This is a genomic window from Streptomyces sp. NPDC005752 (assembly GCF_040630715.1).
Classification (GTDB): Bacteria; Actinomycetota; Actinomycetes; order Streptomycetales; family Streptomycetaceae; genus Streptomyces.
The window spans coordinates 280,894-306,631 of the sequence record NZ_JBEXYB010000002.1 but is presented as its reverse complement, the minus strand read 5'-3'; the positions used below and the strand labels follow the sequence as shown (position 1 = coordinate 306,631).

At 68.1% G+C, this 25,738-nt stretch carries 23 protein-coding genes and 3 pseudogenes; 15 read left to right on the top strand and 11 right to left on the bottom strand.

Features of this window, described 5'->3' with window-relative positions; translation table 11 throughout:
* Positions 1 to 6 precede the first annotated feature (6 nt).
* The 3 genes from ABZ441_RS03125 to ABZ441_RS03115 form a co-directional block, all read right to left on the bottom strand.
* Positions 7 to 381: a nuclear transport factor 2 family protein gene (locus ABZ441_RS03125; RefSeq protein WP_356842856.1), complete on the bottom strand. Its 375-nt coding sequence runs from the start codon at positions 379 to 381 to the stop codon at positions 7 to 9.
* Between the two features lie 175 nt (positions 382 to 556).
* Complete coding sequence (locus ABZ441_RS03120; RefSeq protein ID WP_358967492.1) at positions 557 to 1,021, bottom strand: cupin domain-containing protein; 465 nt, start codon at positions 1,019 to 1,021, stop codon at positions 557 to 559.
* Positions 1,022 to 1,229: 208 nt separating this feature from the next.
* Positions 1,230 to 1,841 (bottom strand): hypothetical protein, encoded by a 612-nt coding sequence (locus ABZ441_RS03115; RefSeq protein ID WP_358967489.1) that lies wholly within the window; start codon positions 1,839 to 1,841, stop codon positions 1,230 to 1,232.
* Positions 1,842 to 2,179: 338 nt separating this feature from the next.
* On the opposite strand from ABZ441_RS03115, the gene ABZ441_RS03110 reads away from it, so the two are divergent.
* The 4 genes from ABZ441_RS03110 (at position 2,180) to ABZ441_RS03095 (ending at position 6,031) form a co-directional block, all read left to right on the top strand.
* The gene (locus tag ABZ441_RS03110; protein ID WP_358967486.1) at positions 2,180 to 2,656 is read left to right on the top strand and encodes a nuclear transport factor 2 family protein; all 477 of its coding nucleotides are present in this window, start codon (positions 2,180 to 2,182) and stop codon (positions 2,654 to 2,656) included.
* Positions 2,657 to 2,870: 214 nt separating this feature from the next.
* The gene (locus ABZ441_RS03105) at positions 2,871 to 3,335 is read left to right on the top strand and encodes a nuclear transport factor 2 family protein (protein WP_358967483.1); all 465 of its coding nucleotides are present in this window, start codon (positions 2,871 to 2,873) and stop codon (positions 3,333 to 3,335) included.
* A gap of 411 nt (positions 3,336 to 3,746) precedes the next feature.
* Complete coding sequence (locus ABZ441_RS03100; protein WP_358967480.1) at positions 3,747 to 4,736, top strand: aldo/keto reductase; 990 nt, start codon at positions 3,747 to 3,749, stop codon at positions 4,734 to 4,736.
* Positions 4,737 to 4,921: 185 nt separating this feature from the next.
* Positions 4,922 to 6,031 carry an alkene reductase gene (locus tag ABZ441_RS03095; protein WP_358967477.1) on the top strand — a complete coding sequence of 370 codons (1,110 nt, stop codon included), beginning with the start codon at positions 4,922 to 4,924 and terminating at the stop codon, positions 6,029 to 6,031.
* A 760-nt stretch (positions 6,032 to 6,791) separates the two neighbouring features.
* Here the strand turns inward: ABZ441_RS03095 and ABZ441_RS03090 are convergent.
* The 5 genes from ABZ441_RS03090 to ABZ441_RS03070 all read right to left on the bottom strand — a co-directional run bounded on the left by ABZ441_RS03090 (position 6,792) and on the right by ABZ441_RS03070 (position 11,627).
* On the bottom strand, positions 6,792 to 7,379 hold the full coding sequence (locus ABZ441_RS03090; protein ID WP_358967475.1) for a WD40 repeat domain-containing protein: 588 nt from the start codon (positions 7,377 to 7,379) through the stop codon (positions 6,792 to 6,794).
* A gap of 283 nt (positions 7,380 to 7,662) precedes the next feature.
* Positions 7,663 to 7,926 (bottom strand): Txe/YoeB family addiction module toxin, encoded by a 264-nt coding sequence (locus ABZ441_RS03085; RefSeq protein WP_185301023.1) that lies wholly within the window; start codon positions 7,924 to 7,926, stop codon positions 7,663 to 7,665.
* Entirely contained in the window at positions 7,923 to 8,204 is a 282-nt protein-coding gene (locus ABZ441_RS03080; RefSeq protein ID WP_358967472.1) for a type II toxin-antitoxin system prevent-host-death family antitoxin, read from the bottom strand. The genes ABZ441_RS03085 and ABZ441_RS03080 overlap by 4 nt, the downstream gene beginning before the upstream one ends.
* A 1,241-nt stretch (positions 8,205 to 9,445) precedes the next feature.
* Positions 9,446 to 10,564, bottom strand: coding sequence for an acyl-CoA desaturase (locus tag ABZ441_RS03075; protein ID WP_358967469.1), 1,119 nt, complete (start codon positions 10,562 to 10,564; stop codon positions 9,446 to 9,448).
* Positions 10,565 to 10,571: 7 nt separating this feature from the next.
* A complete protein-coding gene (locus tag ABZ441_RS03070; protein ID WP_358967466.1) occupies positions 10,572 to 11,627 on the bottom strand; it encodes a ferredoxin reductase in 1,056 nt (351 codons plus the stop codon).
* A gap of 86 nt (positions 11,628 to 11,713) precedes the next feature.
* Between ABZ441_RS03070 and ABZ441_RS03065 the strand changes: the two genes are divergently transcribed.
* From ABZ441_RS03065 to ABZ441_RS03040, 6 genes and pseudogenes are all read left to right on the top strand, one after another.
* Positions 11,714 to 12,853, top strand: coding sequence for a helix-turn-helix domain-containing protein (locus ABZ441_RS03065; RefSeq protein WP_358967463.1), 1,140 nt, complete (start codon positions 11,714 to 11,716; stop codon positions 12,851 to 12,853).
* A gap of 117 nt (positions 12,854 to 12,970) precedes the next feature.
* Positions 12,971 to 13,255, top strand: a complete 285-nt coding sequence (locus tag ABZ441_RS03060) for a hypothetical protein (protein ID WP_358967460.1) — start codon at positions 12,971 to 12,973, stop codon at positions 13,253 to 13,255.
* 389 nt (positions 13,256 to 13,644) lie between these two features.
* Complete coding sequence (locus ABZ441_RS03055) at positions 13,645 to 13,848, top strand: cold-shock protein (protein WP_145801666.1); 204 nt, start codon at positions 13,645 to 13,647, stop codon at positions 13,846 to 13,848.
* 354 nt (positions 13,849 to 14,202) lie between these two features.
* Complete coding sequence (locus ABZ441_RS03050) at positions 14,203 to 15,741, top strand: DEAD/DEAH box helicase (protein WP_358967456.1); 1,539 nt, start codon at positions 14,203 to 14,205, stop codon at positions 15,739 to 15,741.
* 582 nt (positions 15,742 to 16,323) lie between these two features.
* A complete protein-coding gene (locus tag ABZ441_RS03045) occupies positions 16,324 to 17,625 on the top strand; it encodes a PP2C family protein-serine/threonine phosphatase (protein WP_358967454.1) in 1,302 nt (433 codons plus the stop codon).
* Positions 17,626 to 18,983: 1,358 nt separating this feature from the next.
* A pseudogene (locus ABZ441_RS03040) lies at positions 18,984 to 19,052 on the top strand (MerR family transcriptional regulator); the annotation flags it as partial.
* A 347-nt stretch (positions 19,053 to 19,399) separates the two neighbouring features.
* On the opposite strand, the pseudogene ABZ441_RS03035 reads toward ABZ441_RS03040, so the two are convergent.
* A pseudogene (locus tag ABZ441_RS03035) lies at positions 19,400 to 19,694 on the bottom strand (hemolysin III family protein); the annotation flags it as partial.
* Between the two features lie 142 nt (positions 19,695 to 19,836).
* Between ABZ441_RS03035 and ABZ441_RS03030 the strand changes: the two are divergent.
* Positions 19,837 to 19,941: pseudogene (locus tag ABZ441_RS03030) on the top strand (transposase); the annotation flags it as partial.
* A 224-nt stretch (positions 19,942 to 20,165) separates the two neighbouring features.
* Positions 20,166 to 20,381: a hypothetical protein gene (locus ABZ441_RS03025; RefSeq protein ID WP_358967555.1), complete on the top strand. Its 216-nt coding sequence runs from the start codon at positions 20,166 to 20,168 to the stop codon at positions 20,379 to 20,381.
* Between the two features lie 239 nt (positions 20,382 to 20,620).
* Here ABZ441_RS03025 and ABZ441_RS03020 read toward each other — a convergent pair whose 3' ends face one another.
* Positions 20,621 to 21,013 (bottom strand): hypothetical protein, encoded by a 393-nt coding sequence (locus ABZ441_RS03020; RefSeq protein ID WP_053125618.1) that lies wholly within the window; start codon positions 21,011 to 21,013, stop codon positions 20,621 to 20,623.
* Between the two features lie 730 nt (positions 21,014 to 21,743).
* Between ABZ441_RS03020 and ABZ441_RS03015 the strand changes: the two genes are divergently transcribed.
* From ABZ441_RS03015 to ABZ441_RS03005, 3 genes are all read left to right on the top strand, one after another.
* Positions 21,744 to 22,532 (top strand): metalloregulator ArsR/SmtB family transcription factor, encoded by a 789-nt coding sequence (locus tag ABZ441_RS03015; protein WP_358967552.1) that lies wholly within the window; start codon positions 21,744 to 21,746, stop codon positions 22,530 to 22,532.
* 57 nt (positions 22,533 to 22,589) lie between these two features.
* Positions 22,590 to 23,105: a hypothetical protein gene (locus ABZ441_RS03010; protein ID WP_358967452.1), complete on the top strand. Its 516-nt coding sequence runs from the start codon at positions 22,590 to 22,592 to the stop codon at positions 23,103 to 23,105.
* 705 nt (positions 23,106 to 23,810) lie between these two features.
* Positions 23,811 to 24,638 (top strand): glycoside hydrolase domain-containing protein, encoded by an 828-nt coding sequence (locus ABZ441_RS03005; RefSeq protein ID WP_358967448.1) that lies wholly within the window; start codon positions 23,811 to 23,813, stop codon positions 24,636 to 24,638.
* Between the two features lie 530 nt (positions 24,639 to 25,168).
* Here ABZ441_RS03005 and ABZ441_RS03000 read toward each other — a convergent pair.
* Positions 25,169 to 25,552, bottom strand: a complete 384-nt coding sequence (locus ABZ441_RS03000) for a hypothetical protein (RefSeq protein WP_358967445.1) — start codon at positions 25,550 to 25,552, stop codon at positions 25,169 to 25,171.
* Between the last annotated feature and the right edge of the window lie 186 nt (positions 25,553 to 25,738).

The window sequence follows — 25,738 nt, the reverse complement described above, 5'->3', positions numbered from 1 at the left end:
GGCGCCTCAGCTGTGCTGACTGACGGGGATGTAGTTGGCGTACGCCTCGATGCGGGTGATCAGACCGGTGCCGTCGAAGCCGAAGTGGACCGCGGCATGCACCTCGCCACGGCTGCCGTCGTTCGTTGTCACGCGTACGACGTGCTGCTGGAGGACCTCGCCCGGCTGGGAGAGCTGGCGGAGAATGTCGTAGCGGATCGATTCGTAGGAGCCGATCTGCCGTCTCAGCCCCTCGAAGTACTCATCGAGCGTCTCATCACCCTTGCCGTCGTTGTGCCAGACGGTGGCCGCCTCGGAGCACAGCGCACGCGCGGTCTCCCAGTCGGACTTCTCCAGTGCGCGGAGGTAGGTGATGACCTTGTCTTTGAGGTTCTGGCTCATGGAAGTCCCTTTTCTGATGGAAGCTGCGGGGCGCCGACAGGGCAGGGGGCGGGTCTGGTCCGACCGGACGCTCAGTGCGGCGGACGTGGGGAGCGGCGACCTGAGTCGGTGGACGATTCCCTGGTTTCTCGGGGCGTTGGTCTCTCGGTGACGATCACCAGGCGCCGCCCGGGATTCAGGCGGGCGGCGGGCCGTCGTGGTTCACGATCCCGTACTCCGACGCGAGGTCGGTGTGCTCGGAGTCCGCACGCGCGTCGGCGGGTCCTACCGTGTGGAAGAGCTCCTCGACGGCTCCGGGGTTGTTGATGACGAGGACCTCTGCGGTAGGTGTGATCGTCTGAAAAGTGTGTGGGACCAGCCTGGACACGTAGATGTAGGCCCCTGCTTCGGCGTCGTGTACCTCGCACTCGTCCAGCGAGGTCGACCCGACCCAGAACCGGACGCGGCCGGACAGGACCACCCAGCTCTCGTCCTCCCGGCTGTGAGTGTGCAAGGGCGGCGCGTCCTCGCGGCCGACGGTGAGACGCATGACGCTGACCGCCCCGCTCGTCTCGGCGTTGGTCGCCACCTGCTCGATGATGTTGTCGTAGTAGGGGAAGTCCTGGCCGTCGCCTGGGTTTCGTACAAGGGCGATGCTCATGTTGTTGTCTCCTTGCGACGAGCGGCGGCAATGAGGCGGCCGGTTCGTCGAAGCCGAGGTGGTTGGCGCTGCGGCGCACGGGTGGAATGCGGCGGTGCGGTCGTACGGCGGGTGTGCCCGCGCGCAACGGTGATGAGGGCACACCGGCGGAAGAACGCACGGTGATGCTTTGAGGCTGCTCGGCGTCACGGCCGGCCGAGCCGTCGGCTCAGGTCGTCGGCGACTGCGGTGGCTGACGGATCCAGTCGGGGAGGAGGGCGTACAGACGGACAGCGATCTCTTCCGGGTCGCAGTCGGTGTTGCCCCCGACGGCGGCAGAGAAGACTCCGTGCACGCCGGAGGCGGTAAACACGTCCTCGACCGAGTTGTGCGGGCCGGATTCCCGCTCGTCGGTGCCGAGGTCGCGCCGAAGAGCGCGGAGCTGCTCCAGGAGAAGGTCGCCGATCCCCATCAGTCCACTCGGCGATCGCCAGGTCGAAGCCAGCAGGAAGAGGCTTCTGCGCTTCCTGAGGGAGTCGAGCATGGCGTTCAGCGTCGCCACTGCCACGGCGGTCGGGTCCGCGCCCATCCGCCGATCGCTGATGTTCAGGTCGTGAAGGGAGCGGAAATCGTCTGCGATCACGAATACCGCCGCCTCTTCGACGGAGTCGAAGTGGTTGTAGAAGGTGGCGCGGTGGATGCCGGCGGCTTCCGAGAGGGCGGAGACCGAGGGGCACGACTGTGTCCGCTGCATGAGGTCGGCAAGTGCATCGGCGATCGCCCGTCGCGAGCGCGTGAAGCGCGGGTCCGCGTCGTTTGCCGGGGGCTGATCACTCACCATGGACGCACTTTACTTCGCGGGTGATCGCAGCGCTTCACCCCCCGGGGCCGCTGGAGCAATCGCCGAGAACCGGCCATCGGCAGGCACGCCAAGGGCGCGTCGCAGGCGCCGGCGAGGAGACCGAGGCTTCGCCTCCGTGCGGCGTGTGGCCGACAGGGCGGCACGGGAAGGCCCGAGTCTCTGCCGCCTCCGGCGACGGCCGCCGTTCGAGCACGGGGATTCACGTCGGACATGTCGCTCCTTCGATCGGGTTCGCTCTCGACGCTACCACTATTCGACACCTGTCGTTTAGTGGTCTACGGTGGATCGTGTACCGACCCGCCACGTAAGGAAGCACCATGTCGACAACAGGCAGCAGCACCTCCACCGCGGCAATCACGGACAAGTTCGCCGTGGTGGAGACCATCTACCGATACGCAGCCGGCCTCGACCTGCGTGACAAGGAACTTCTCTCGTCCGCGTTCACGGACGATGCAGTAGCCGATTTCGGTCCGGCCACGAAGAAGGCCGGCCAGGAGTACCCGCCGGTGGAAGGCCGCGAGACTATCGCCGCAGCCCTGTTGGCCTCGCTCGGTCACCTGGACACCACGCACTCCGTGAGCAACCCGCGCGTCAGCCTGGACGGCGACAGGGCGAGCCTCGAAGCGATCGTGGCGTGCCAGCACCTGCCCCGGGAGGACCACTCCCGCCACGTCCTCATGACCAACCGCTACGACGTCGAACTCGTCAGGAGCGGGGACGTCTGGCTCATCCAGCACGTCACCGTCGACAACGCCTGGACCCAGGGAGACCCCACCGTCCTCGCCGGAATCTAGGAACCTGCCTGGCGACGGACCGTCTTCGCATCGCTCTCGGTCGAAGCCTGCGCCCCCAAGCTGCCATGGTGCAGCAGTAGGTCCGCCGCCAACGCACTCCATGCCTGCGGCGCACGCCCTGTCCAGGTCGTCGCCAACAGGTGGCCGCGGCCGAGAGGTGCCGCCGCAGGCAGCCGGGACGCCTTGTCACTCTCTCCATCACGATCGGAATCCCATGAGCGAAACCCCCGGTCCGGACAGCTCGGACCGCAGCGCGATACTCGGCCTGCTCACGGCCTACGTCTTCGGCCTTGACCACCGCGATTTCACCAGCGTTGCCGCCGTCTTCACCGAGGACGCGGAGGTGGAGAATGTCTTCGACGCCTACCTTGCGGACGGAACGCAGTTCAGCGGCCTGACGACCGGTGGCAGCGCGGTCGCGGACGGCGCCCGCCAATTGTTCAGGAGCCTCGACGCGACGCAGCACCTGCTGGGTGCCCAGACTGTCGAGTTCACGGATGCGGGAGCGCACGCGTCCACGCAGATCGTCGCCCATCACCACCGGGGTGGAGAGCACTACCACACCGGCGGCACCTACGAGGACGACCTCGTGCGCGCCGCCGATGGCTGGCGCATTGCACGCCGTACTCTGCGCATCCACTGGACAACCGGCAGCCCTGACGTATTCCTCCCGTCATGAATCCTCGGCACGGCCCCAACCGCTCCGGCGGCCGGTGAACCCAGCACACAGCCCCCGGCGCGGGTCCAGACCGCAGGCCTCGCATGGCGCTTCATCTCCCCGGCAGGCTGACACCTCTCCGCGGCTGCGGTCTTCAGCCGCGCCCCACCGGTTCTCATGTGCTCCCCCGTCCCGGTGCGGCCTCCGCACAGGACGTCAGGCCCGCCTGGGTGCGGCGCACCCCCTTCGCACAGCCTCCCTCTTGTGCGTCGCGTCCATGAGTGTGGAGTTCACACCCCACAACATCCCCACGGCGCCCCGGCCCGGGCGAGGTTCGGCACCACGGGCCCGGAGCCGACCCCCTGTCCCGGCAGGCATCCCGGGCCGGCCGGGGGCGAGCACAGCCGGCTCAATTCGACCAGAGGAGACGTCATGCAGCGCAGGACACTCGGCAGCCAAGGCCTTGAGGTCTCGGCGATCGGCTACGGAACGATGGGCCTGACGATGTCCTACGGCCCCGGAGACACCGAGCAGGGCATCGCCGCCATCCAGCGCGCCCACGACCTGGGTGTCACCTTCTTCGACACCGCCGAGTTCTACGGTTGGGGCACCGGCTCCAACGAGAAGCTGCTCGGTCAGGCGGTCAAGAACTTCCGCGAGGAGGTCGTCCTGGCCACCAAGTTCGGCTTCGACATGTCGCTGCCTCCCGAGGAAATCGGGGTCGCCCTCGACAGCCGCCCGGAAAACATCCGCAAGGTCGCCGACAACAGCCTGCGCTACCTCGGCGTGGACCACATCGATGTCTTCTATCAGCATCGTGTCGACCCGGAGGTGCCCATCGAGGACGTCGCCGGCACCGTGAAGGAACTCATCGACGCGGGCAAGGTCAAGTACTTCGGCCTGAGCGAGGCCGGCCCCGAAACCGTCCGCAGGGCGCACGCCGTGCAGCCGGTCTCCGTTCTGCAGACCGAATACTCCCTGTTCGAGCGGGACATCGAGCAGGTCTTCCCCACGCTCGACGCATTGGGCATCGGCTTCGTCGCCTACGCCCCGCTCGGACGCGGCTTCATCACCGGGGACGCCAAACCGGCCGGTCATTACGACGCAACCGACATGCGCAACGTCGATGCCCGCTGGCAGCCGGGCAACTTCGAGAAGAACGTCGAGGCCGTCAGGCAACTCGCCGACCTCGCAGCAGCCAAGGGGGCCTCCGTCTCCCAACTGGCCCTGGCCTGGCTCCTCGCGCAGGGTGAGCACAAGGTGCCCATCCCCGGCACCCGCAGTCCTCAGCGCGTGGAGGAGAACACCCGTGCTGCCGATCTCACGCTGAGCGAAGCCGAGTTGGCCGCGATCAACGACATTCTGCCGCACGGCGGCTACGGCGCCCGCTACGGCGAGGACTACGCACCCACCTGGGTATGACCCCAGGCTGCGATCACACCGCGCACGCCTGAACGCTGCCGCCCTCGCCAGGAGAGGGCACCATACGGACCGGCCGGCGACGCAGTGCCGGTGGAGATTCGTTCGCAGTTCGGTACAGCCGCAGCGCTTCAGCGGGCGGGTTCCACGTCGTATTCGTGTACCCACCTCAGAACGGAGTCAGATCAGTGACGTCAGCATCGATACCCGAGGGAAAATCTCTCTTCACGCCTGTTTCCCTCGGTGACATCGAGCTTGCGAACCGCGTAGTCATGGCCCCGCTGACTCGGATGCGCTCGGGTCCCTCCGGAGTCCCAGGTGACCTGGTGATCGAGCACTACAGGCAGCGAGCGAGCCTTGGACTGATCGTCACCGAGGGCGTCTACCCCAGCCACGAGTCACAGGCCTTCGTGGGGCAGCCAGGCATCGTCACTGACGAACAAATGCTCGGCTGGCGGCGGGTGGCCGAGGCGGTGCACGCTCAAGGCGGCCGCATCGTGATGCAGATCGTGCACGCCGGCCGCGTCACCCACCCTGATGTCAACGGCGGCCGGCGCATCCTGGCTCCCAGCGCGATCGCGATCAGCGGCGAGGGACACACAGAGAAGGGCAAGCAGCCCTACCCGGTGCCGCAAGCACTGACCGCCGCAGAGGCCGGAACAGCCCTTGAGGACTTCGTCGCCGCCTCCCGCCGGGCGATCGAGGCCGGTATGGACGGCGTGGAGATCCATGCCGCCAACGGATACCTGCTGCACGAGTTCCTGGCCCCGGCGTCCAACCGGCGCACCGACAGGTACGGGGGCACGCCGACGAACCGGGCCCGCTTCGCCCTCGAAGTGGTGACGGCGGTCGCGACGGCCATCGGCGCCGCACGAGTCGGGCTCCGCATCTCACCCGAACGCAACATCAAGGATGTCCTGGAACCCGACAGGGACGAGGTCCTGGCTACCTACGGCCAACTGCTGGACCACCTGCGCCCGCTGGGTCTGGCCTACCTCTCCGTCCTGCACGAGGAGTTGCAGGGACGCCTGGTCCAGGAGCTGCGCCGACGCTTCGGCGGCAAGTTGATGGCCAACAGCGGCTCCCTCTCGATCACCTCGCGCGAAGAAGCAGTGCGGCTGATCGAGGCCGCCTACGCCGATGTCGTGGCGGTGGGCCGAGCCGCCATAGCCAACCCCGACCTGGCCGAACGCTGGCAGGGGGGACATCCGGAGAACGAGCCGCGCCCGGCACTCTTCTACACAGCGGGCGCCGAGGGGTACACCGACTACCCGACCACCCAGGCGAATCGAGCCTGACAATGACTGAGGTGGCGGCGATCTGGTGGGCCTCTATCAGGATGTGTTGGCCGCCAACCGCCGGGGTGGTGCCGTGCCGGTACGCCGCTGCTGCCGGACACCACCTGCCACAGCTCGGCGGCGCAATGAGCTGGAGCCCGGTGACAACCAGGATCTCGACATCGCCGCCGTACGCGACGGGGTCCGCCTGGCCAGCGATGTCTTGGTGCGCCTCGGAGGGCGTACCGGGCAAACCGGTGGGCGGCCCACGAGGGACCTCGTCATCCTGTGACGCCTCTTTCCCGGTGTCGCAGGCGAGAGACCGGCGGAACCCTCAGAGGCACCGGTGATGCACGAAGCTGGAAGAAGCCTGCACTCGATATCGAGCCTGGGCCGGCGGCTGACCTTGCCCACAGCCTGCGGCGGGAAGCCCAGGACACGGTTGGCCCCGAAGCAGCCCTCAGCCTCTGCGGGGACATGGCATCGCGTCAGCCCAACACCGATCCGCTGATGCCGGCGACGACCCCATGGTCCGAAGCCCCTAACTGTCCCGTATCAGTGGCGTTGTTCGGGGCGGGAGGCAACAGTGGAGCACCTGCTCCCACAAGTCGTATGAACGTGGACGGCGCCATCCGCCAACATTCTTTGACTCGCCTGGTCGATACGGAGGGTGACTGACAGGGGTAAGGGGCGGGTCGGTAACCGAATCGGCGGCGTGCGCTGCGGGCGGGCCATCATGGGTCGCTGAGCGGCAGATGCACCCCAGACGGATTTCCTCCCGCTACTGGCGCAGGCCGCGCTGTAGCCGTGCGGTACGTACCGCACCGCACCTCCGCTGCCCGGGATCGAGCCGGATGCAGCGGGATCCAACAGGATGTGAATGTCCGCCTCTGTGACGTTTCCGCAGGTGAGAGGCGTCACCCTTTTGGGTTCGAGTCCCACCCGCCCCACCCAGCATCCCCAGGCAGAATCGTTCTGACCTGGGGAAACGCGTTTTCTGGGGTCGTTTCGCGTGCAGCGTTCGCCGCACGTAGGTGCAGTGAACGTGAGGCTTCGGTCTTTCCAGGCAGGTCTCGCACGGCTGTGACCTGGTCTTTTGTTGCCCTCGTGTTTGTGGGAGCGTTAAGGATGGGTTCCACGGCCGCACCTCCCAGTCCATGTTGCTAGTGGCGAGCTGGGTTCCGTCAGGCGAGACCGCCACTGAGTGCACCTCACCGGTGTGACCGGTGAGGGTTTTGGTGCATGAGGTTGTCGAACGCCTCCTGCCGACGGGGATGTTCTCGTTGGGCGCCGGAGAACATCGGCGCCCTCGACTTTGAGCCCACCGAGGCCCAGAGGGACGCCATCGCCACCCCGGAAGCCGGCGCATAGCTCTTCTTCGACCACCGCGACCCGGAGATGGTCGCCTGGCTCTGAGCGCGCGTCGCCTGGATTCCCGACCTCCGAGGTGGGTAGGGGGATGCTCGCTCCCAGGAGCGGATGCCCGCGAGGTCTTCATGGAGCAGGGGATCACGACCATGCTCAGCGTCCGATACGCCCCCGAGTGAACGGTCGCGCCCTGGTCACGTGGATCGTGAGCCCGTGCCTGCGTCCTGCGAAGCCTGACGGGTGCTGTCAAGAGCCGAGGCATGGCCCGTGGGTATGCGCCTGGTTCACCGTTCGTAGTGGAAGCGGCACGCCACCACGTGGATGATGGCGTTCTCATCGATGCGGTACACCAGTCGGTGTTCGGAGTTGATGCGCCGCGACCAGTAGCCGGAGAGGTCGTTCCGCAGCGGTTCGGGCTTGCCGATTCCTTCGTGTCCGCCCCGGTCGATGTCGGCGATCAGCTGGTTGATGCGCTTCAGTATTTTGCGGTCGTTCCCCTGCCACCACAGGTAATCATTCCAGCCGTCGTCGACGAACAGCACCTTCACGCGGCGCCCCGCCCGGCCTCGTCATCGGGATCCACCAGCTCGCGAAGTGCGCTCTGGCCGGCCCGGTCCTGCTCGATGGACCTGCGCAGGCGCTCGGCCATGGCGGGCGACCGCAGCAGGTAGTCGGTCTCTTTCAGTGCCTCGTACTCGGCGAGCGAGACGACGACCATCGGCTCATGGCCAGTCCGGGTGATGACCAGCTCCTCGGCGTCGTTCTCCACCGCGTCGAGGGCGTCGGCGATGCCCGCGCGTAGCTCGGTGACACTCATCGTCTTCATGACGTACACGATAACGTACAGAGCGGATCCCCGTGCGACTGATCGCGATCCGCCTCCGGACGGCCATGCGGTTCAGCCTTCGGTGACATTGGGGTGCGGCAGAGCCCGTCGGGCGGCTCAGTTGGTGTGGTCACCTCGTCGTTTTCGCGGTCGACCCGCACCATGAGCGTGATCGTCGCGAACTCGGGAATGATCACTTACGGACATGGTGGTTGCGGACTTCGCCTGCGCGGAGTTGGCGGAGTTCGAGGCGGGCCCAGCTGGGTGGCGTGCCCCTCGGCCCGCGCCTGCGGCAGTCTTGGGTGGCGTTCGATGGACCGTTACTGATGGTTATGCCGGACGTTCGGCTGGCCGATGTCTCAGATTCTCTGGTCGGCCTGCCGGCCGGAAGCGAGACTTCCGCTCAGTGCGGTTGAGATGGATGTGATCGGACGGCCCGGATTCGGCCTCATGTGCCTCTCGGGTCGGTGCAGCGAACGCTGCACCGCAACCCGCTGGAGTCGGATCGAGCAGGATGCAGCCGGATGGAAACAGGTGGGTATGTCGGACTCCTTGAGATAACCGCAGGTGAGACGCGTCACCGGTTTGGGTTCGAGTCCCACCCGCCCCACCCAGCATCCCCAGGCAGAATCGTTCTGACCTGGGGAACCGCGTTTTCTGGGGTCATTCTGCGTTAGGTGTTCGCCTCACGGTGGTGTGGCGGACGTGAGTCTTCGTGCGTCGATGGCGCTTCCCGTATGGCTGTGACCTGGACTTTTCTAGTCTCGGAGCCGTGGGAGGGTTGAGAGTGGTCCCACGGCCGTAGAACGAGATGCCTCACCTCCTACCTCATCGAGATCGCCCCTCTGTACGTGGCTTGCTCTCCGGCTGGCTGAAGCATCTCTGCCCGGAACCGCATGCGATCTCGATCCCCTGGTGTCCGACTTCCCCGTCACCGATCGGGGGCGGGGCTTTCTGGGTCTGCGCGGAGTGCGGCTACAGAAGCGAGCACGGAAACGGCTGCCAGTGCGCCGAACAGTTGCGGGTAGCCGCCCAGCGGAATCGCCAGTGCCGCACCTGCGAACGGGGCTTCAAAAACGGGCCCTTCGCCGCCGCGCTGTTCCACGGCATCAGGGTTGACGGGCTCAGCGACCTCGATCTGCCCTACATCCCTCCGCCCGGATCGCCGTGGGGCGCGGTCCACGTGGCAGCCCAGGCCACTTTCGATCACGCCGCGCTCAAGATCGATAGGGCCACGGCCCTCAGGTTGCGACGAGCTCCTGCTCGTGGCCCGGCGCTTTGACCTTGGGCTTCTTGTTCGGCAGCGAGAGCCGGAAGACCTTGTGCCACGCGGAGACCACCTGCTTGGGCAGCGGCCCTGTGACGTACTCCAGCTCGTACTTCTCGAACAGCGCGCGCACCTTCACCGCGACCTCGGCGTACCGGTTGCTCGGCAGGTCCGGGAACAGGTGGTGCTCGATCTGGTGTGACAGGTTGCCGGTCATGAAGTGCATGGCCTTGCTGCCGCTGATGTTCGCCGAGCCCATCATCTGGCGCAGGTACCACTGGCCGCGCGTCTCGCCCTTGATCGACCGGCGCTCGAAGACCTGCACGCCCTCGGGGAAGTGCCCGCACATGATCACTGAGTGGGTCCAGATGTTGCGGACCAGGTTCGCGGTGAATGTGGCGGCGAGGGTGGGGAGGAACGACGGGCCCGACAGCAGCGGGTGGATCACGTAGTCCTTGAGTACCTGCTTGCGGATCTTGCGGCCCACGGCCCTGGCCCGCGCGTGGAACTCCGGGTTCCTGCGGCGGCGCTTGTGCAGGTTCTTGCCGAGCTCCAGATCGTACGCTGCGATGCCGTATTCGAAGAAGCAGGCGTTGATGAAGTTCCACAGCGGCTGGCCGAGGTGGAACGGGTGCCATTTCTGGTCCTCGTCGACGCGCATGATGCCGTAGCCGAGGTCGTTGTCCTTGCCGATCACGTTGGTGTACGTGTGGTGCAGCTCGTTGTGCGAGTGCTTCCACTGCTCGGACGGCGAAACGTGATCCCACTCCCAGGTGGTGGAGTGAATCTTCGGGTCCCGCATCCAGTCCCACTGGCCGTGCAGGACATTGTGGCCGATCTCCATGTTGTCCATGATCTTCGCCACGGACAGACCGGCGGTGCCGATCAGCCACGCCGGCGGGAAGAACGAGAAAAGCAGCACGCCCCTGCTGACCAACTCGAGCTTGCGCTGCGCCGAGATGACCTTGCGGATGTAGGCGGCGTCCTTCTCGCCACGGCTGGCGATCACCTTGTCGCGGATCGCGTCCAGCTCGCGGCCGAGCTCCTTGATCTGCTCCGCGGTCAGGTGGGCGGTGGGGTCGATGGCCGTCAAGGTGCTCCTACCGTTCGATGTCGCAGGGGCCCGCCGCGGCGGACACGCAGGTCTGGATGAGGACGCCCGGCTCGCCCTCGGTGATCTCGCCGGTGCGCAGATCGCGAACGGCGCCCGCCCTGAGCGGCGTGACGCAGCCGAAGCAGATGCCCATGCGGCACCCGGAGGGCATGAGCACGCCGGCCTCCTCGCCGACGTCCAGCAACGGCGTGGCGCCGTCCGCATCGACGGACTTGCCGGTGGAACTGAACGTCACCTCGCCACCGGCGCCGACGACGACGACGCTCGGGCGGAAGCGTTCGGTGTGCAGGCGCTCCTGTACGCCGTGCTCGGCCCAGTGCTCTTCAGCGGCGTCGAGCAGGCCCGCGGGCCCGCACGCCCAGGTCTCGCGCTCGGCCCAGTCGGGCACGAGTTCGTCGAGACGGGCGATGTCGAACTTGCCGTCCGTGTCGGTGTGCACCTCGGTGAGCCGCAGCTTCTTGTCCGCGACCAGGTCGTGCAGTTCGTCGCGGAAGATCACGTCTTGCGGCTGTGGCGCGCTGTGGACCATGACGACGTCGTCGAACTCGGTGTCGCGCAGCATGCCCATCACGGGCGTGATGCCGCTGCCGGCCGTCAGGTAGAGCACCTTGTCGGGCTTGGCCTGCGGCAGCACGAAGTCACCAGTCGGCTGGTCGAGCCGGATCAGCGTGCCCGGTTTCGTACCGCGGACCAGGTGATTGCTGACCTTGCCGTCCGGAATCGCCTTCACGGTGATCGTGACGCGGCCGTCCTGGCGGTTGGTCGGCGAGGTGATGGAGTAGGCACGCCACAGGCGCACCCCGTCGACGTCAACCCCGATCCGCACATACTGACCGGCTGTGTGACCGCGCCAGCCCCGTCCCGGCCTGATCACGACAGTCGCGGCGTCACCCGTCTCGGGGTGCACGGCCTCGATACGCCCCCGTAGGTCAGCGCCCGCACGCAGCGGACTGACCAGGTCGAGGTAGTCCGACGGCAGTAGCGGCGTCGTGACCATCTCCAGCAGTTTCCACGCCCTGCTGCGGAGGCCTGTACTCGTCATGACTCCAGCTTGCTGCGCCTCAAGGCGTAAAGTCTTGACCGCAGAATGTAAATCTGGTCGGCTGAATTGTTCGCAGGGAACAAAACGTGAACCATGCAATCCGGAAGGCCAGCGAACTGGCCCTCAACGAGACGACGGTCACCGCACTTCGGGCCGCGCTGAAGACGACCGCCGACGAGGTCGTCCAAGCGATTATCGACGAGGTCCCTCCCTACGCCAACGCTCTGTCGGGCCGCATGGGCGGCACCATCCGCCGAGCCGTTCGCACCGCCCTGGGGCACTACCTGAACCTCGCGAGCGGCAACGCCACGGGCGGCGACGCCGGCGACGCAGCCTACGAACTGGGCCGCGGCGAGGTGCGCGACGGCCGTTCGATGGACGCCCTGCTCAGCGCCTACCGCGTCGGCGCCCGCGTGGCCTGGCGATGCCTGGCAGCGGGCGCCGTACCCGCAGGTCTGCCCGCCGCCGAGGTCGCCAAGTTCGCCGAGCTGACCTTCGCCTACATCGACGAGCTCTCCGCCGCGAGCGCCGCGGGCCACGCCGATGAACTGGCCGCCCAGGGCCGGGCCCATGAGCGCCACCTGGAACACCTGGCCCGCGACCTCCTCACCGACGCGAGCCCAGACATGCTGCTGGCCTCTGTCCAACGGGCCGGGTGGCAGCCTCCGGTCTCGCTGACCGCGGTCCTGCTGCCCGCCGCCCAGGCCCGGCTCGCCTACCGCGCGTTCGACCCGAGCACCCTCGTCCTCGACGATCTGCCGGACGCCACCGGTGTGCTGCTCGTCCCCGATGCCGACCGATCACATCTCTTGCGGCAGCTGACCGACCGCACCGCCGTGGTCGGCCCGCCCCGGCCATGGACGCGTGCTTCCGCCTCGTACGCACGAGCCGTACGCGCGCGCTCCCTCTCCCCAGATATCCGCGACACCGAGGACCACCTGCCCGAGCTGGTACTGAGCGCCGACGCGGACGCGTTCGCGGACCTGCGCGCCCGAGCCCTCGCACCGTTGCAGACCTTGCCTGCCGCGACCGCGCGGCGGCTCGAGGAGACGTTGCGGGCGTGGCTTTTGCACCAGGGCAGGCGGAACGAGATGGCGGCGGCGCTGTTCGTCCATCCCCAGACCGTCCGGTACCGGATGTCGCAGCTGCGGGAGCTGTTTCCGGCCCTCGGGTCGCCGCACCGGGTCCTTGAACTGACCCTTGCGGTCGGTCTTCGGGTCAGCTGACGCGAAGACCGACCGCGTCCGCTAGGAGGATGGTTGCAACGTCTGAGATCGCGTAGATCATCCGCGCTTTGGTAACCCGGCAGGACTTCGCTGTCCTGCCTGCGGGTTCGCCGGCGGATGGAGTGTAGGTGGCTGGAGGGAGGTCAGGGGCGGTCTCACGGAGGCCGCCCCGGACCGTGCGACAACACCGCAGGTAATGACAGCGACGGGCGACTGCTTGATGTCTCCGGCACCGGCCGACCAGTTGCCGAGATCAGTGGGCGCCGGGCGCTCGCAGACGTCGTCCTGCGCGAGGCGGAAGGCCGGCTGTCCGAGCCGTCCACCCTGCAGATCCAGGCCGCGCAGGCGCAGATGGTCCGTGAGCCGGAACGCCATGTGCGGGGAGTGGTGGAGCAGCGCTGATCGCTTTCGATGCCCTCGGAAGGCGCTCGGCCACGTTGCGGCGTTGATGCAGACGGTTGCGGTGTGAGGACATCGTGGAACGGGATGGCCTTGCCTGGCGCCAGTCGTCTCCGAGAGGGCCGGGCTGTAACTGTTCCAGACAGTGTTGGGGTTGGTCAGTTGTAGGCGGGGGTGCCCAGCATCGCTAGCGAAATCCGGCACGGGGCGGGTGTTCGTGCTATGTTGTGGGCAGTTGCAGTTGTGGTACCCATAAACTTGTGTGCACTCGACGGGCGTGTTCCGTGGGTGCATTTTTTGTTTGGCCGGTCATCTCCGGATGGGCTCATCGCGGCGACGCGGACTCCGCACAGTGCGGTTTTCGGTTCTGCCCCTGTCTTGAGGAGATACACATGGCTACTGGCATCGTGAAGTGGTTCAACGCGGAAAAGGGTTTCGGCTTCATCGAGCAGGACGGTGGCGGCGCTGACGTCTTCGCCCACTACTCGAACATCGCCGCCCAGGGGTTCCGTGAGCTCCAGGAGGGCCAGAAGGTCTCCTTCGACGTCACGCAGGGCCAGAAGGGCCCGCAGGCGGAGAACATTGTTCCCGCCTAAGTGCTGACGCGCACCACCGGGTAGGGCCCGCACCGCAAGGTCGCGGGCCCTACCCGTCGCCCGCATTCGTCACTCCCCGTACCGGGCCTGCGACCGCGGGTCGTACCGACTTGCCTGCATGGCAGGCGGCAGCTCGCAGCCCCGAGGCAGCGCACCGCTTTCTGCCCCCGGACTTCATCGGTCCGGCGTGTCGCCCACCCGCTCGGTGGAGTGATCCTTCGAAGTGCGTTGGCGCGGATGGTTCCGCCCCGCTTCGCTTCACCTCATTTCTTTCGGTTCGTCTCTGTGATGCCGTCGTGCGGCGTGTTCGCTGCTGGGCCTTCTGGATGCGTGCCGTCTCCAGGAAGGTTCTCCTTGAACCCCGCTCGTTCCACTCGCTCGTATGCCAGCTCCAGTTCCACCAGCCGCAGCGGCGCTCCGAGCGCCGGCGGCTACAGCCGTTCGGCCCCGAGCCGCTCCGGAGCGCCGAGCCGTTCCAGCCGCTCCGGCGGCTACGCGGGCTCCGGCCGCTCCGGCGGAGCGAGCCGACGCCCCTCCGTCCAGGGTGAGTTCGCCCTGCCGGTCACCCTCACCCCGGCACTGCCCGCAGTCGAGACCTTCGCCGCTCTGGACATGCCGGCCGCCCTGCTGACCACGCTGGCCCACGAGGGCATGGCGGTCCCGTTCCCGATCCAGGGCGCGACCCTGCCCAACGCCCTGGCCGGCCGCAACGTCCTGGGCCGCGGCCGTACCGGCTCCGGCAAGACCCTCGCCTTCGGCCTGGCCCTGCTGGCCAGGACCGCCGGACAGCGCGCCGAGCCGCTCCAGCCGCTCGCCCTGGTCCTGGTACCGACCCGCGAGCTCGCCCAGCAGGTCACCGACGCTCTGACCCCCTACGCCCGCTCGCTGCGGCTGCGGATGGCCACCGTCGTCGGCGGCATGTCCATCGGACGGCAGATCCACCTGCTGCGCGGTGGCGCCGAAGTCGTCGTCGCCACCCCGGGCCGGCTCAAGGACCTGATCGACCGGGGCTCCTGCCGGCTGGACCAGGTCAACATCACGGTCCTCGACGAGGCCGACCAGATGGCCGACATGGGCTTCATGCCACAGGTCACCGCCCTGCTGGACCAGGTGCGCCCGGACGGACAGCGCATGCTGTTCTCCGCCACCCTGGACCGCAACGTCGACCTGCTCGTGCGCCGCTACCTGCACGACCCGGTCGTCCACTCCGTCGACCCCTCGGCCGGAGCGGTCACGACGATGGAGCACCATGTGCTGCACGTCCACGGCGCGGACAAGAACACCGTGGCCACGCAGATCGCCGCCCGCGACGGCCGGGTCATCATGTTCCTCGACACCAAGCACGCCGTGGACAAGCTCACCGGCCACCTGCTGAACAGCGGCGTGCGCGCCGCGGCCCTGCACGGTGGCAAGTCCCAGCCGCAGCGGACCCGCACCCTGAAGCAGTTCAAGAGCGGGCACGTCACGGTCCTGGTCGCCACGAACGTCGCCGCGCGTGGCATCCACGTCGACAACCTCGACCTGGTCGTCAACATCGACCCGCCGAGCGACCACAAGGACTACCTGCACCGTGGCGGCCGCACCGCGCGCGCCGGTGAGTCGGGCAGCGTCGTCACGCTGGTCCTGCCCAACCAGCGCCGTGACATGATCCGCCTGATGCGGGACGCGGGCATCACCCCGCAGACCGCTCAGGTCCGCCCTGACGAGGCGGAGCTGACCCGGATCACCGGAGCGCAGGCACCCAGCGGCGTCCCGTGCGTCATCGCCGCGCCGGTCGTGGAGCGTGCCAAGCGCAGCTCCTCCGCGACCCGTGGCCGGCGCAGCCGCTTCGCCCAGGCCCGCCGCTCCGCCTCCAGCGAGCGCCCGGCGCCCCGCGTGACCCTCGCTGCGTAACCATCCCCACCGGCACCGCTGCGAAGCCGCCCCACGCCCGATGCCAGCCGGGGGTGGGGCGGCTTTCGCATTGGCCTTTCCCGGCAATACCCGGTCAACACTGCGTGGGTATTCATCAGCATCCGTACTCGTCGCGTGCTGCGCGGGCCGAAGGGCTCGGCGGGACGGAGGGGTGAGGGGAGTGACGGATGGTCGTCGGCGCGGAGTGCGACGCATCGAATTCGGCGTGCTGAGGGGCGGACCGGGTGGCCTCGGTCACTCTCGTTCGGGAGGCGAGCGGGAGCAGCATGCCTGCCTCGGCTGTCCTGCCAGCCCTCATACCCCAGGGCTGGCGGGACAGCACTTGGCCGAGGGCGTGACGGCCGCCGTGGGCTACAAGGGTGAGGGCCTCAAGGTTGGGCAGGCGACCATGATGGAATACGAACGCTTTGAGACCGCACCGGGTACCGGTCGTTTCGGCCTCCGGAACGCAACCTGCTGGTCGAGTGGTCAGGAGACCCCGTGACGACAAGAGAGCCGGGCATAACGGCGCAGTCGGCGTCTCGTGCCGCATCCGACAGTGGCCGGGGTGGTGCTGCGACATTGGCGGGGACGCTGGAGGCTGCGGAGGCGGCTTCGCCGGTGGAGTCCCTGGATGTGGTCGCGCGCATCTTGAAGGAGCGTTTGGGTGCGGCGTCGGTATCCTTTCTGATCACGGACTTCACGGGTAGTTCGGTGGTGCGGTTGGGTGCAGCGGGAAGTGTGGAGACCGCGGAGCCGGCCCGGCGTATCGGGTTGCGGAATACCACGTACGACGACGTGATCCGCAGCCAGCAACCGAGTGTGCAGGACCTCGGCCCGGGGGAGTTGGTGCAGGTCATTGCGCCGGTGACCAATCGCGGGGATGCCATCGGGCTCCTCGAACTGTTCCTGCCCGCAGTGCCGGACGGGGAGGTGATGCAGGAGATCGGTGAGACGGCGCACGCCCTGGCCTACATCGTGATCGCGAACCGGTCCTTCACCGATGTCTACCAGTGGGGGCGGCGCACCACCCCGCTCAGCTTGGCCGCCGAGATCCAGCACCGGTTGCTGCCGGCGTCGTTGGCGTGCGAGGCGGCGCAGTTCGCGGTCGCCGGGGCGCTGGAGCCGGCCGATCACGTCGGCGGCGACACGTTCGACTACGTCATCGACCGGGACACCGTCCAGATGTCCGTCACCGACGCCATGGGCCACGACGTGGACGCGGCCTTGCTGGCCACTCTCGTGGTGGGCGCCTTGCGCCGGGCGCGGCGGGCGGGCGCGGACCTCCTGGAGCAGGCCCGCCAGGCGGACCTTGCGATGCGCGAGCACGGCCGCAGCGGTTATGTCACCGGTCAGCTTCTGCGGATCAGCCTGCTTGACGGCAGCAGCGAGTTCATCAACGCCGGACACCCCTGGCCGCTGCGGATCCGCGACGGGCAGGTGACACAGATCGCCCCGAAGGTCGACCTGCCGTTCGGTGTCCTGCCCGAACACACCTACCGGGTGCAATCGCTGGACCTGCGGCCGGGCGACCGGCTCGTGATGCTCACCGACGGCATGCTCGAGCGCAACGCCACCACCGCGGACCTGTCCGGCCTGATCATCCGCACCCGTGAGCTGCACCCCCGAGAGGCCGCCCGCACCCTCATCGGGGCGATCGTCGAGGCCGCCAAAGGCCACCTGGAGGACGACGCGACGGTCATGTGCCTGGACTGGCACGGCCTGCACCACTCCCAACGCGACGCCGCCACCGGCGCCGACCTCAGCGACGCCTCACAACCGGAGATCCAGGGGAGGGCCGGCCGGCGATGCCTCCCGGGCCCGGCGCGTGATCCCCGTTCAGCACAGCCCCGCGGCGGCGCGACGACGCAGGCGTCGTCGTGATACCTGCCGGCTGTACGCAGGAGGTGACCTGCGAGCGCCCGGCTCGTGCTCTGACCGAAAGCGCGGGTCGCGGTCTGCGTGGCCACCTTGGCCGGGGGACCGGACACATCGCAGATGTCCGTTACCGGGATGGGCGGGGAGCCATCGGGTCGCATGTTGCTCTTCTGCCCTGTCCGTGTCGTGCTGCGCCGTCGCCGCCCACCAGGCAGGCGCAGGAGCACTGCACGGAAACCTATCGCGCGTGAAGTAGACATTCGTTTCGGGTGTGGGTAGATGAGGTCATTGCACGATTGGGATCTGCCCGGGGTTGATCACGTGGGGCCGAGAGACGTCAGCGGTCGGCGGTAGTCGCTGCTGCTGTGGCGGAGGGCTGCGGCGATGTGGGTCTCGCCGCACTGGCGGAAGAGGCTGATGCGATCGGTGAAGGCGCGGCGACCTGGCGGGCCTGGCTGATGTCGGCTGCGGTGTTGCCCTGGACCAGGGTCGGCAAGAAGGGTGTTGAGGGAATGCTGATCGTCGTGCTGTTCATGCGCGTACCCCCCCCCACGTGTGATCGGATGTTCCGCTTGTGCCGTGATGCCCCACCTACCCGATCCGGCAGTCTCTACACCTCAAAGGGCGTTGACCGGTGCAAGTTTCCAAGCTCCGCGGACCGCAGTTCTTCGCTGGCAGCCCGCACAGAAAACCTGTCATGGCGGGAGTAGACATGTGGGCGTTGCTGAGGTTAGTGTCTTGTCCGTAGCCAAGAGATCGAGCAGGGCCCGGCAGAGATGAACTGCCGGGAAGCAGTACAGGTAAATGCAGTTCGGTGCGGTGGTGGAGTTCCGAAGCCAGAGCGGTTGCAGGAAGGCGACGGGACTGACGACCGGACCGGGCGGCCCGCAGTTTTCAGGGGCCGCCATGAGCAGTACGCAGGTGCAGTCCGCAGTACCAGCGGTCCCTCGGTAAATGGCGTCAGACTGCGGCGCGCGTACCGGGAGGTTCGGCAGTGGGGTTCCAAGCCAGAGCAGACGCAGGACGGGCAACGGGGCTGGCTGCCGAAGAGTGTGGCGCTGTGAGAGGCCACCAGGAGTACGGAAGCAGTTTGTTCAGAGGGAAGGAACGGAGGAGCCAGAGCGCCATCAGGATCGCCCGGGTGAACGATATGAGCCCGGGTACCGCAGGACATCGTGAGTGAGGTGGTCTCCGGTCAAGCAACCGCGATCCCCGCAGCCCCCGGACCTCTTCCCGGTAGGTATGCGGAAACACAGAGTCGGCGTAGCCAAGGAAAGCCGGCTGGTGGTGTAGCAGTTCCTTCGGGGCCCGGGTGCCAAGTGGCACCCGGGCCCCTCCCACGCGTGTTCCACAGGAAGGTACAGATGACAGCAGACGACTCCTTCGGCCGCCTCGACGACTACCCCGCCTACACCATGGGCCGGGCCGCCGAAGCGCAGCAACACCGAACACCGCCGTGCCGCCGGACCAGTAAACCGGGCAGCTGTGGCTTGAGCTGAGGCGCGGCTGCCGCCCTCGGCGGGCCTGCGCGCACGTGCTACCCCGGGGACAGACCATCGACCCGCGCTGACCCGAACCGCGAGAGTGCGGCCCCGCGTGCGTGGCGAGACAACACGAGACCCCGGGAATCACCCATGACATCCCAGGGCTCCTGTGCTCTTCAACTGACCGTCACTTCAACGACCTACCGCATCCTGGCGTCACGCCCACTCCACGCCCAGCTCCCGAAGCCCGTCTAGCTGCTCCTGAGCGCCTTTGCTCGGCCGCGCGATATATCCGCACCGCCGGTGTGCAGGAAGTCGGGCAGGTAGCGCACCGCCGGAACGCGATACCGGCCAGCGCGCCCCACACGATCCACAGCAGCACCGACCTCTGTTCCGGCCGCAGGAGAAGCACGCCAGGGGAGTACGGGTTCCAGCGATGATCAGGAAGATGTTGGCATGATCCAGGCGCCGTAGCAGTGCCTCGCCGAGCGGCCCCGAGGTGCCGCGGTGGTAGACGGCACTCGTCGCGAACAGCGGCCAGGCGGCGACCGCGTACACGGTACAGGCCCAGGTTGACTGCGCAGGTTGCGCGGGCGAGCAACCCGAAGGGCACGACGGCGATATGGGTGCGCGACCGGCTTGGTGGGCTGTGGTGCGACGAGGACTTCGCCGACTGGTACCCACGTGACAGGCGTCCGGGCCTCTCGCCCGCTTGACTCTGGCCACCGTCTGTGTGCTGCAGTTCCTGCTCGCCCTGTCGGACCGCCAGGCTGTCGAGGCGGTGCGCTGCCGCATCGACTTCAAGTACGCGATGGCCATGGTGCTGGACGACCCCGGCTTCCACCACAGTGCGCTGGCCGACTTCCGTGACCGTCTCGCCGAAGGCGACCGTGCCGACGGCCTCCTCGACCTGACGCTGGCCCGCCTCAAGGGGTCCGGCCTGGTGCGTGAGCGCACCACACAGCGCACCGACTCCACCCATGTCCTGGCCGCCATGCGCGACCTGACCCGCCTGGAGCTGATCATCGAGGCAGATTTTCGCGCATCCTCATCAGCACCCCGTTGCCGTGTCCGCCCGCCGCTCTCGACGCCGAGCTGCACGCCGCCCTGGCCGCTTTCGACGCTGCGGCCGCTCCGTGGCGTGAGGCCCTCGAGGACCTGGACGAAGACGTCCTCGCCGAGGCCGGCGCCGAAGCGCGGGCCTTCGGCGCCGGCCCGACGACCGCCGTCGACGAGCTGGTGCGTGGCCTGCTCGGGCAGTTGGCCGACTGGCAGTAGTCGATCGGCGAGCTGGGCCGCGCGCTCACCACGGCGACTGAAGGCCGAACGCTACCCGGCTGGTCCACCGACGCCGGCCGCACCGAGGACATCGGGTGGCGCCGGGCCCGCACCACGCTGCTCGAGGCCGTCGCACGCCACCACCACGCTCACCTGCTCGCCGTCATCGTCGAGCTCGACGGGTAGCTGGAGCTCCCAGCTACCCGTAATGGGCGCGGTCGTCCCAGAAGGCTGCGCGGTCAGCGTCGGCGGCCGCCGCCGATGCGGCGGTCGTCGGCCAGTGCGGTCAGCGGGCCGAACTCGCGGGCAAGCTCGTTCCACGTCAGAACCTCGCCACAGCGGGCCGGAAACTCCTTCGGGTTGAACTCGGGCATGGTCCATGTGCCAGTGCCCCGGTCCCGCAGCCACAGGTCCCCGTCACCGTCGACCACAGTCGGCGGGACCGGTACGGGCTCGGCCTGATCGGTGGGCTCCCAGGTGACCCGGCCCGGGTGGGAAACGCGGCGCAGCTCGGTGGTGGCCAGCCGCGCGGCCAAGTCACGGGTGGACTCTTCGGCGTCCTTGACCGACGCGAGTCGGAATGCGTCGTCAAGTACGGGCAGGGCTGGATTCTTGCTGCGCTTTGAACTCATACGCTGACTACCTCCGGTGGGGGGCGCCACATCCGTTATGGCACCCCGTAGAGGAACACGGTATCCGAGGCGGGAGCCGGGCCGGCTACGACCACTGTCCAGGTGGAGGCGCTGGCACACCGGGCGGTGGGGCTAGGTGGTGAGCTGGTCCTGGACGTGGCGGAACCCGTGGTGGTAGCGCTCAGATATGGCGGTCCGGGGCTGAGAAGATGAGGCCGCAGGGGGCGGGCGGACGTCGGGCCGGGGCGAGTGCGGGCTCGGGCTCGCCGGGCGGCTGGCGGAAGTCGGCGCCCTGCTCGACCGGCATCAGTCGGCGCCCACCCGCCTGGGCGGGTACGGGAGCGTCGAAAGCGGGCTCGGAGAAGGCGGGCAGCGAGAGCGGTCGACGGTCGGTTCATGATCCCTGGTCCCCCAGGTCCGGTCCTGCGGGTAGGGCCAGGCCGCTGTCAGCGGTGATAGTGCTCTGGCCCTGGCCAGCAGGGCCAGGCTGGTTGTTTCAGCTCACCAGAACAGAGCGGCTAACCACTGCCACCGCCGGTGAGCCGGCCCGGACCGCCGAGGTCGGGCGGCACACTGCGCGGGTGACCACGACCCCCGCCTGAACCGGGTTCAGAAACCACCACGCTCAGACCCCGACGCCGGCGCTTGCGCCCAGACGGCCGGCCATCGCCCTTGACGATAGGCAGGTGAATGCCTGCATAATGTCGGTGTGAGCCTCGAAGCAACAGCGATCGACTCGGCGTTCAAGGCGCTGGCCGATCCCACTCGGCGACGCCTGCTCGACCGGCTACGCGAGCACAACGGACAGACGCTGCGCGAACTGTGCGAGCGCCTTGACATGGCGCGCCAGTCGGCGACGCAGCACCTGGACATCCTCGTGCGGGCCAACCTCGTCACCGTCGTACGGCGCGGCCGGGAGCGGCTGCACTACCTGAACCCGGCCCCGATCCACGAGATCGAGGAGCGCTGGATCTCCGGCTTCGACAAACCCCGCCTGCAAGCGATCAGCGCCATCAAGCACCAGGCAGAGGAGTACGCCATGACCAACGCACCCACACCGGTGCCGGACTACGTATACGTCACCTACATCCGCGCCAGTGCGGAGCAGGTGTGGCAAGCCCTGACCGACGCCGACCTGACGGCGCGCTACTGGGGACACGCGAACGTCTCCGACTGGCAGCCGGGATCGGCATGGGAGCACCGGCGAGCCGACGGCTCAGGCAAGATCGACGTGGTGGGCCGCGTCCTGGAAACCGAGCCCCCGACCCGGCTGGTCATCACCTTCGACGACGCCCCCGATGCCCAATCGCCGAGAGAGCCGTCGGTCGTCACCTTCCTCGTCGAACCGCATCAGGACATCGTCCGCCTCACCGTGACCCACGAGAGGCTCCCCAACCAGGAGATGCTGGACGGCATCTCGGCCGGCTGGCCGGCCGTGCTGGCCAACCTCAAGTCGATGCTGGAGACCGGCGAGGTCCTGCCGCAGGCGCCCTGGGAGATGTCCCGCGCCCACACCTGAGCCGCGCCTCTCAGCCCCTGGTTCATTCCGCATACGCCGCACAGACAGGTGCAATACATGCTGGACACTGGCCCACTCCAGGACGCCTACCGAGCGTTGCTCGACGCCGCCGCCACCGTGGCCAGCGCCGACAACCCCAGCCCCGCCCCACCGGACGGCGAGTGGAACGCCGACGAAATCCTCGCGCACGTCTCTCTCGTCAGCGCCGCCACCATCGCCGCCGTCGCAGGTATCGCAGCGGGGGCCAACACGACGTACGACAACCGGATCGCCCTCGACGCCTGGACCATCCGGCACACCATCGCGCACGCCGGCGGCAACGCCGGTCTCCGGGACCGCATCCGCGGACAAGCAGCTGCCCTGTGCGCACTCGCCGGAAGTGCGGTGCTCAGCGACGCCGAACTCGGCACCCTGGTGCCCGCCCGGCTCCTGTCCAACGACACCCTCATGGTCGATCAGCCCATGCCGCTGCGCGACATCGTCACTGGACTGGCGGAGGCAGAACTGCCCGGCCACACTGAACAGCTCCTCGCCCTCCTCCCCGAGCGGGCCATGACCGAGGCCACGCGGTGACCACGGCACATACAGACTCAGCTCACCCGCAGCTGACGGGGTGCGCCGACTCGCCCGAGCGTCGGTGGCTGCGCGCCTTTCGCGTGTGGCGTTCGCTTCATGGCCGTGTGGCGAACGTGGGTCCCAGTGCATCGAAGATGAGCTTTGAACAGCTTTGAACTGGGGTTTTGTAGTGACGCCCCCGTGGGAGCGCCATGGCAGGGTCCCACCCGCCCCACCGCGTGGTTTCCTTGCCTGGCACGTTCTGCGGTCCGAAGCGCTGTGGGCGAGGGGACCGTTGCTTGTGGACGGTCTGCGTGACGTCACCGGTCGGCCGAGCACGTACTTTGCACCGGCCTGAGCGGGCTAGAAGCTTGGCCTCGGGGGAGCGGGAGAGGGTCTCGCATGGTCCCTGTCCTTCCGGCCTCTGTCGCGTTCGAAGCCGCGGAACTTTCCCTGGCGAGCGGCGACGTTCTGCTCGGTTCGTCGACGTGGTTGAACAGCGGCGGGCGACAGGCATTGCGCTGTCACGCGGAGTCTTGCGTCCGTCCCGGTCACGACGTCCGTGTCGGATACTGTGCGATGCGCTCCGGACTTTCGGAGCGCGGCCGTTGCGCCACTGTGGGCGCGGCGCTGCACCCGGGACTGCGTCAGCCTCTGTCAGAGGACAGACCGCTGTCCCGGTATGTCGGATGCGGCCACGAGCCGCACTGAATGGGGTGGGGAATGTCCAGACATCGGCTGTCCAGGAAGAGCCGTTACATCGCGTGGGCGACCGCAGGGGTCGTGGGGGCCGCGGGTGCCGGATTCGCGGCACAGACCTCCATGGCCGCTACCGCGTGGCCCGCGCAGAAGACGTACACCGGCCGGGCGTTCGACACGTGCGCCGCGCCCTCGCTCAGTGCGATGAAGGCGTGGCACACGGGGTTCTACGGCGGCGCCGCCGTCTACATCGGTGGGAAGAACCGTGGCTGCGCCCAGACCAACCTGACCAAGTCCTGGGTGAAGTCGGTCAACGCCACCGGCTGGAAGCTCATCCCGCTCTACGTCGGCGCGCAGCCGCCCTGCCAGAAGAGCGCGAATCCGGAGAGGTTCACCGCTTCCACGGCTGCCTCCGTCGGTGCGAGCAACGCCAAGGACGCGGTGGCCAAGGCATCGGCGCTCGGCATGAAGGCCGGCAGCCCGATCTACCTGAACATGGAGTCGTACGACATCACCGACAAGGCGTGCAACGAGGCCACCCTCACCTACGTGCGCTCCTTCACCAAAACGCTGCGCAGCGCGACGTACCGGGGCGGCCTGTACGGTTTCAGCAGTTCCAGCGCCAACGCCGTTGCCACCGCCACGAACAAGACGGACCTGCCGGGCAACCTCTGGTACGCGCTGTGGGACAAGAAGAACACGACCACCACGGACTGGCCGTGGAAGCCGACCCAGTACACCGGCCACAGCCGCGGCCACCAGTACATGGTCAACAGCAAGGAAACCCGCGGCGGTTACACGATCACCGTTGACCGCAACGCCTGGGACGCCCCGGTCGCGATCATCGGCTGATGGGCACGCGTGGTCGTTGACAGGCGTCAAGGCGCGGGGCCGGTCGGTGCGGTGCAACCGGGCGATGCCTTGACGGCTTGAACGCGGGAGATCGACGCACACCGGCCGGAGTCGGGATTCCGGCCGCCGCACCCCCTTCCCTGGTTCCACGAGAGGCTTCAGGGAAGGGGGCATCCAGCCTTTCCGGTGCGCTTGCCGGACCGCACGAATCCTCACTCCGTCCTCGACGAGGACGAGTGGACCGAGGGATTCGTGGAGGCGTAGCGACGGCACCGGCTTCGGGCGACGGCTGCCGCGCCTCGCGACGGCCGCGCCCCCGATCGGGCTGGAGAGGCGCGGCGAGGTCGTCACGCTGAGGCGGCCGGCGCGGGCTGTGATCAGCCGGAACGGCAGAGTGGGGCGTCCGGCGGCATCACCCGAACCCGTCCTCGACCGGACTCGCTCGTCCTCGCCTGCGAAGACCAGGAAGGCCCACGCGAGCCGGCCGCCAGGTCCCGGGCTCCGAGGCGGGGCAAGCGCCTTCCGGCCGGTCAGAACGCCTGCAGGTACACCCGGGTTCTGCCGGCGGCGTCCAGTTCGAGTACGTGGATCTCGATCCACTGGACCTCGCTCCGGCGGCTGTCCCCCACGCAGGGCGGGCAGACCCCGGCCCAGCGGACACCCTGCTCGCTCCGGGGCTCGGCGAGGCCGAGCTGTCCGAAGAGCACGGCGGGGGCCGGGAGGTCCTGGTTCCTGGTGCGCAGGGGCTTCTCAGGACGCAGGTCCTCCGCCACCCCCGCCGCGGTCTTCTCGTCGGTCACGAAGGAGAGCAGGTAGACGTCCTCCTGCGGATCGGTCTGTACGGCGCCCTTCACCTCCGTCGCGCGCTCGGGCACCGCCACCTTCATCAACGCCGATGCCTCCGGGGCGCCCATGCCTTTTCCCCGTGCGAGGCACGCCTGCCCGTCGTCCGGTGATCATCCCCGTCGGCACTCGTACAGGAGGTGAGGAGCAGGGCGGCCCCGAGGACCGCGAGCAGCCGTGGCCGCAGGACAGATCGGTCGTTCACCGGTTCTCCTCGTCGCCGCGCGGGACGTCCCCGCGGGACCCTTCGCGCCCAG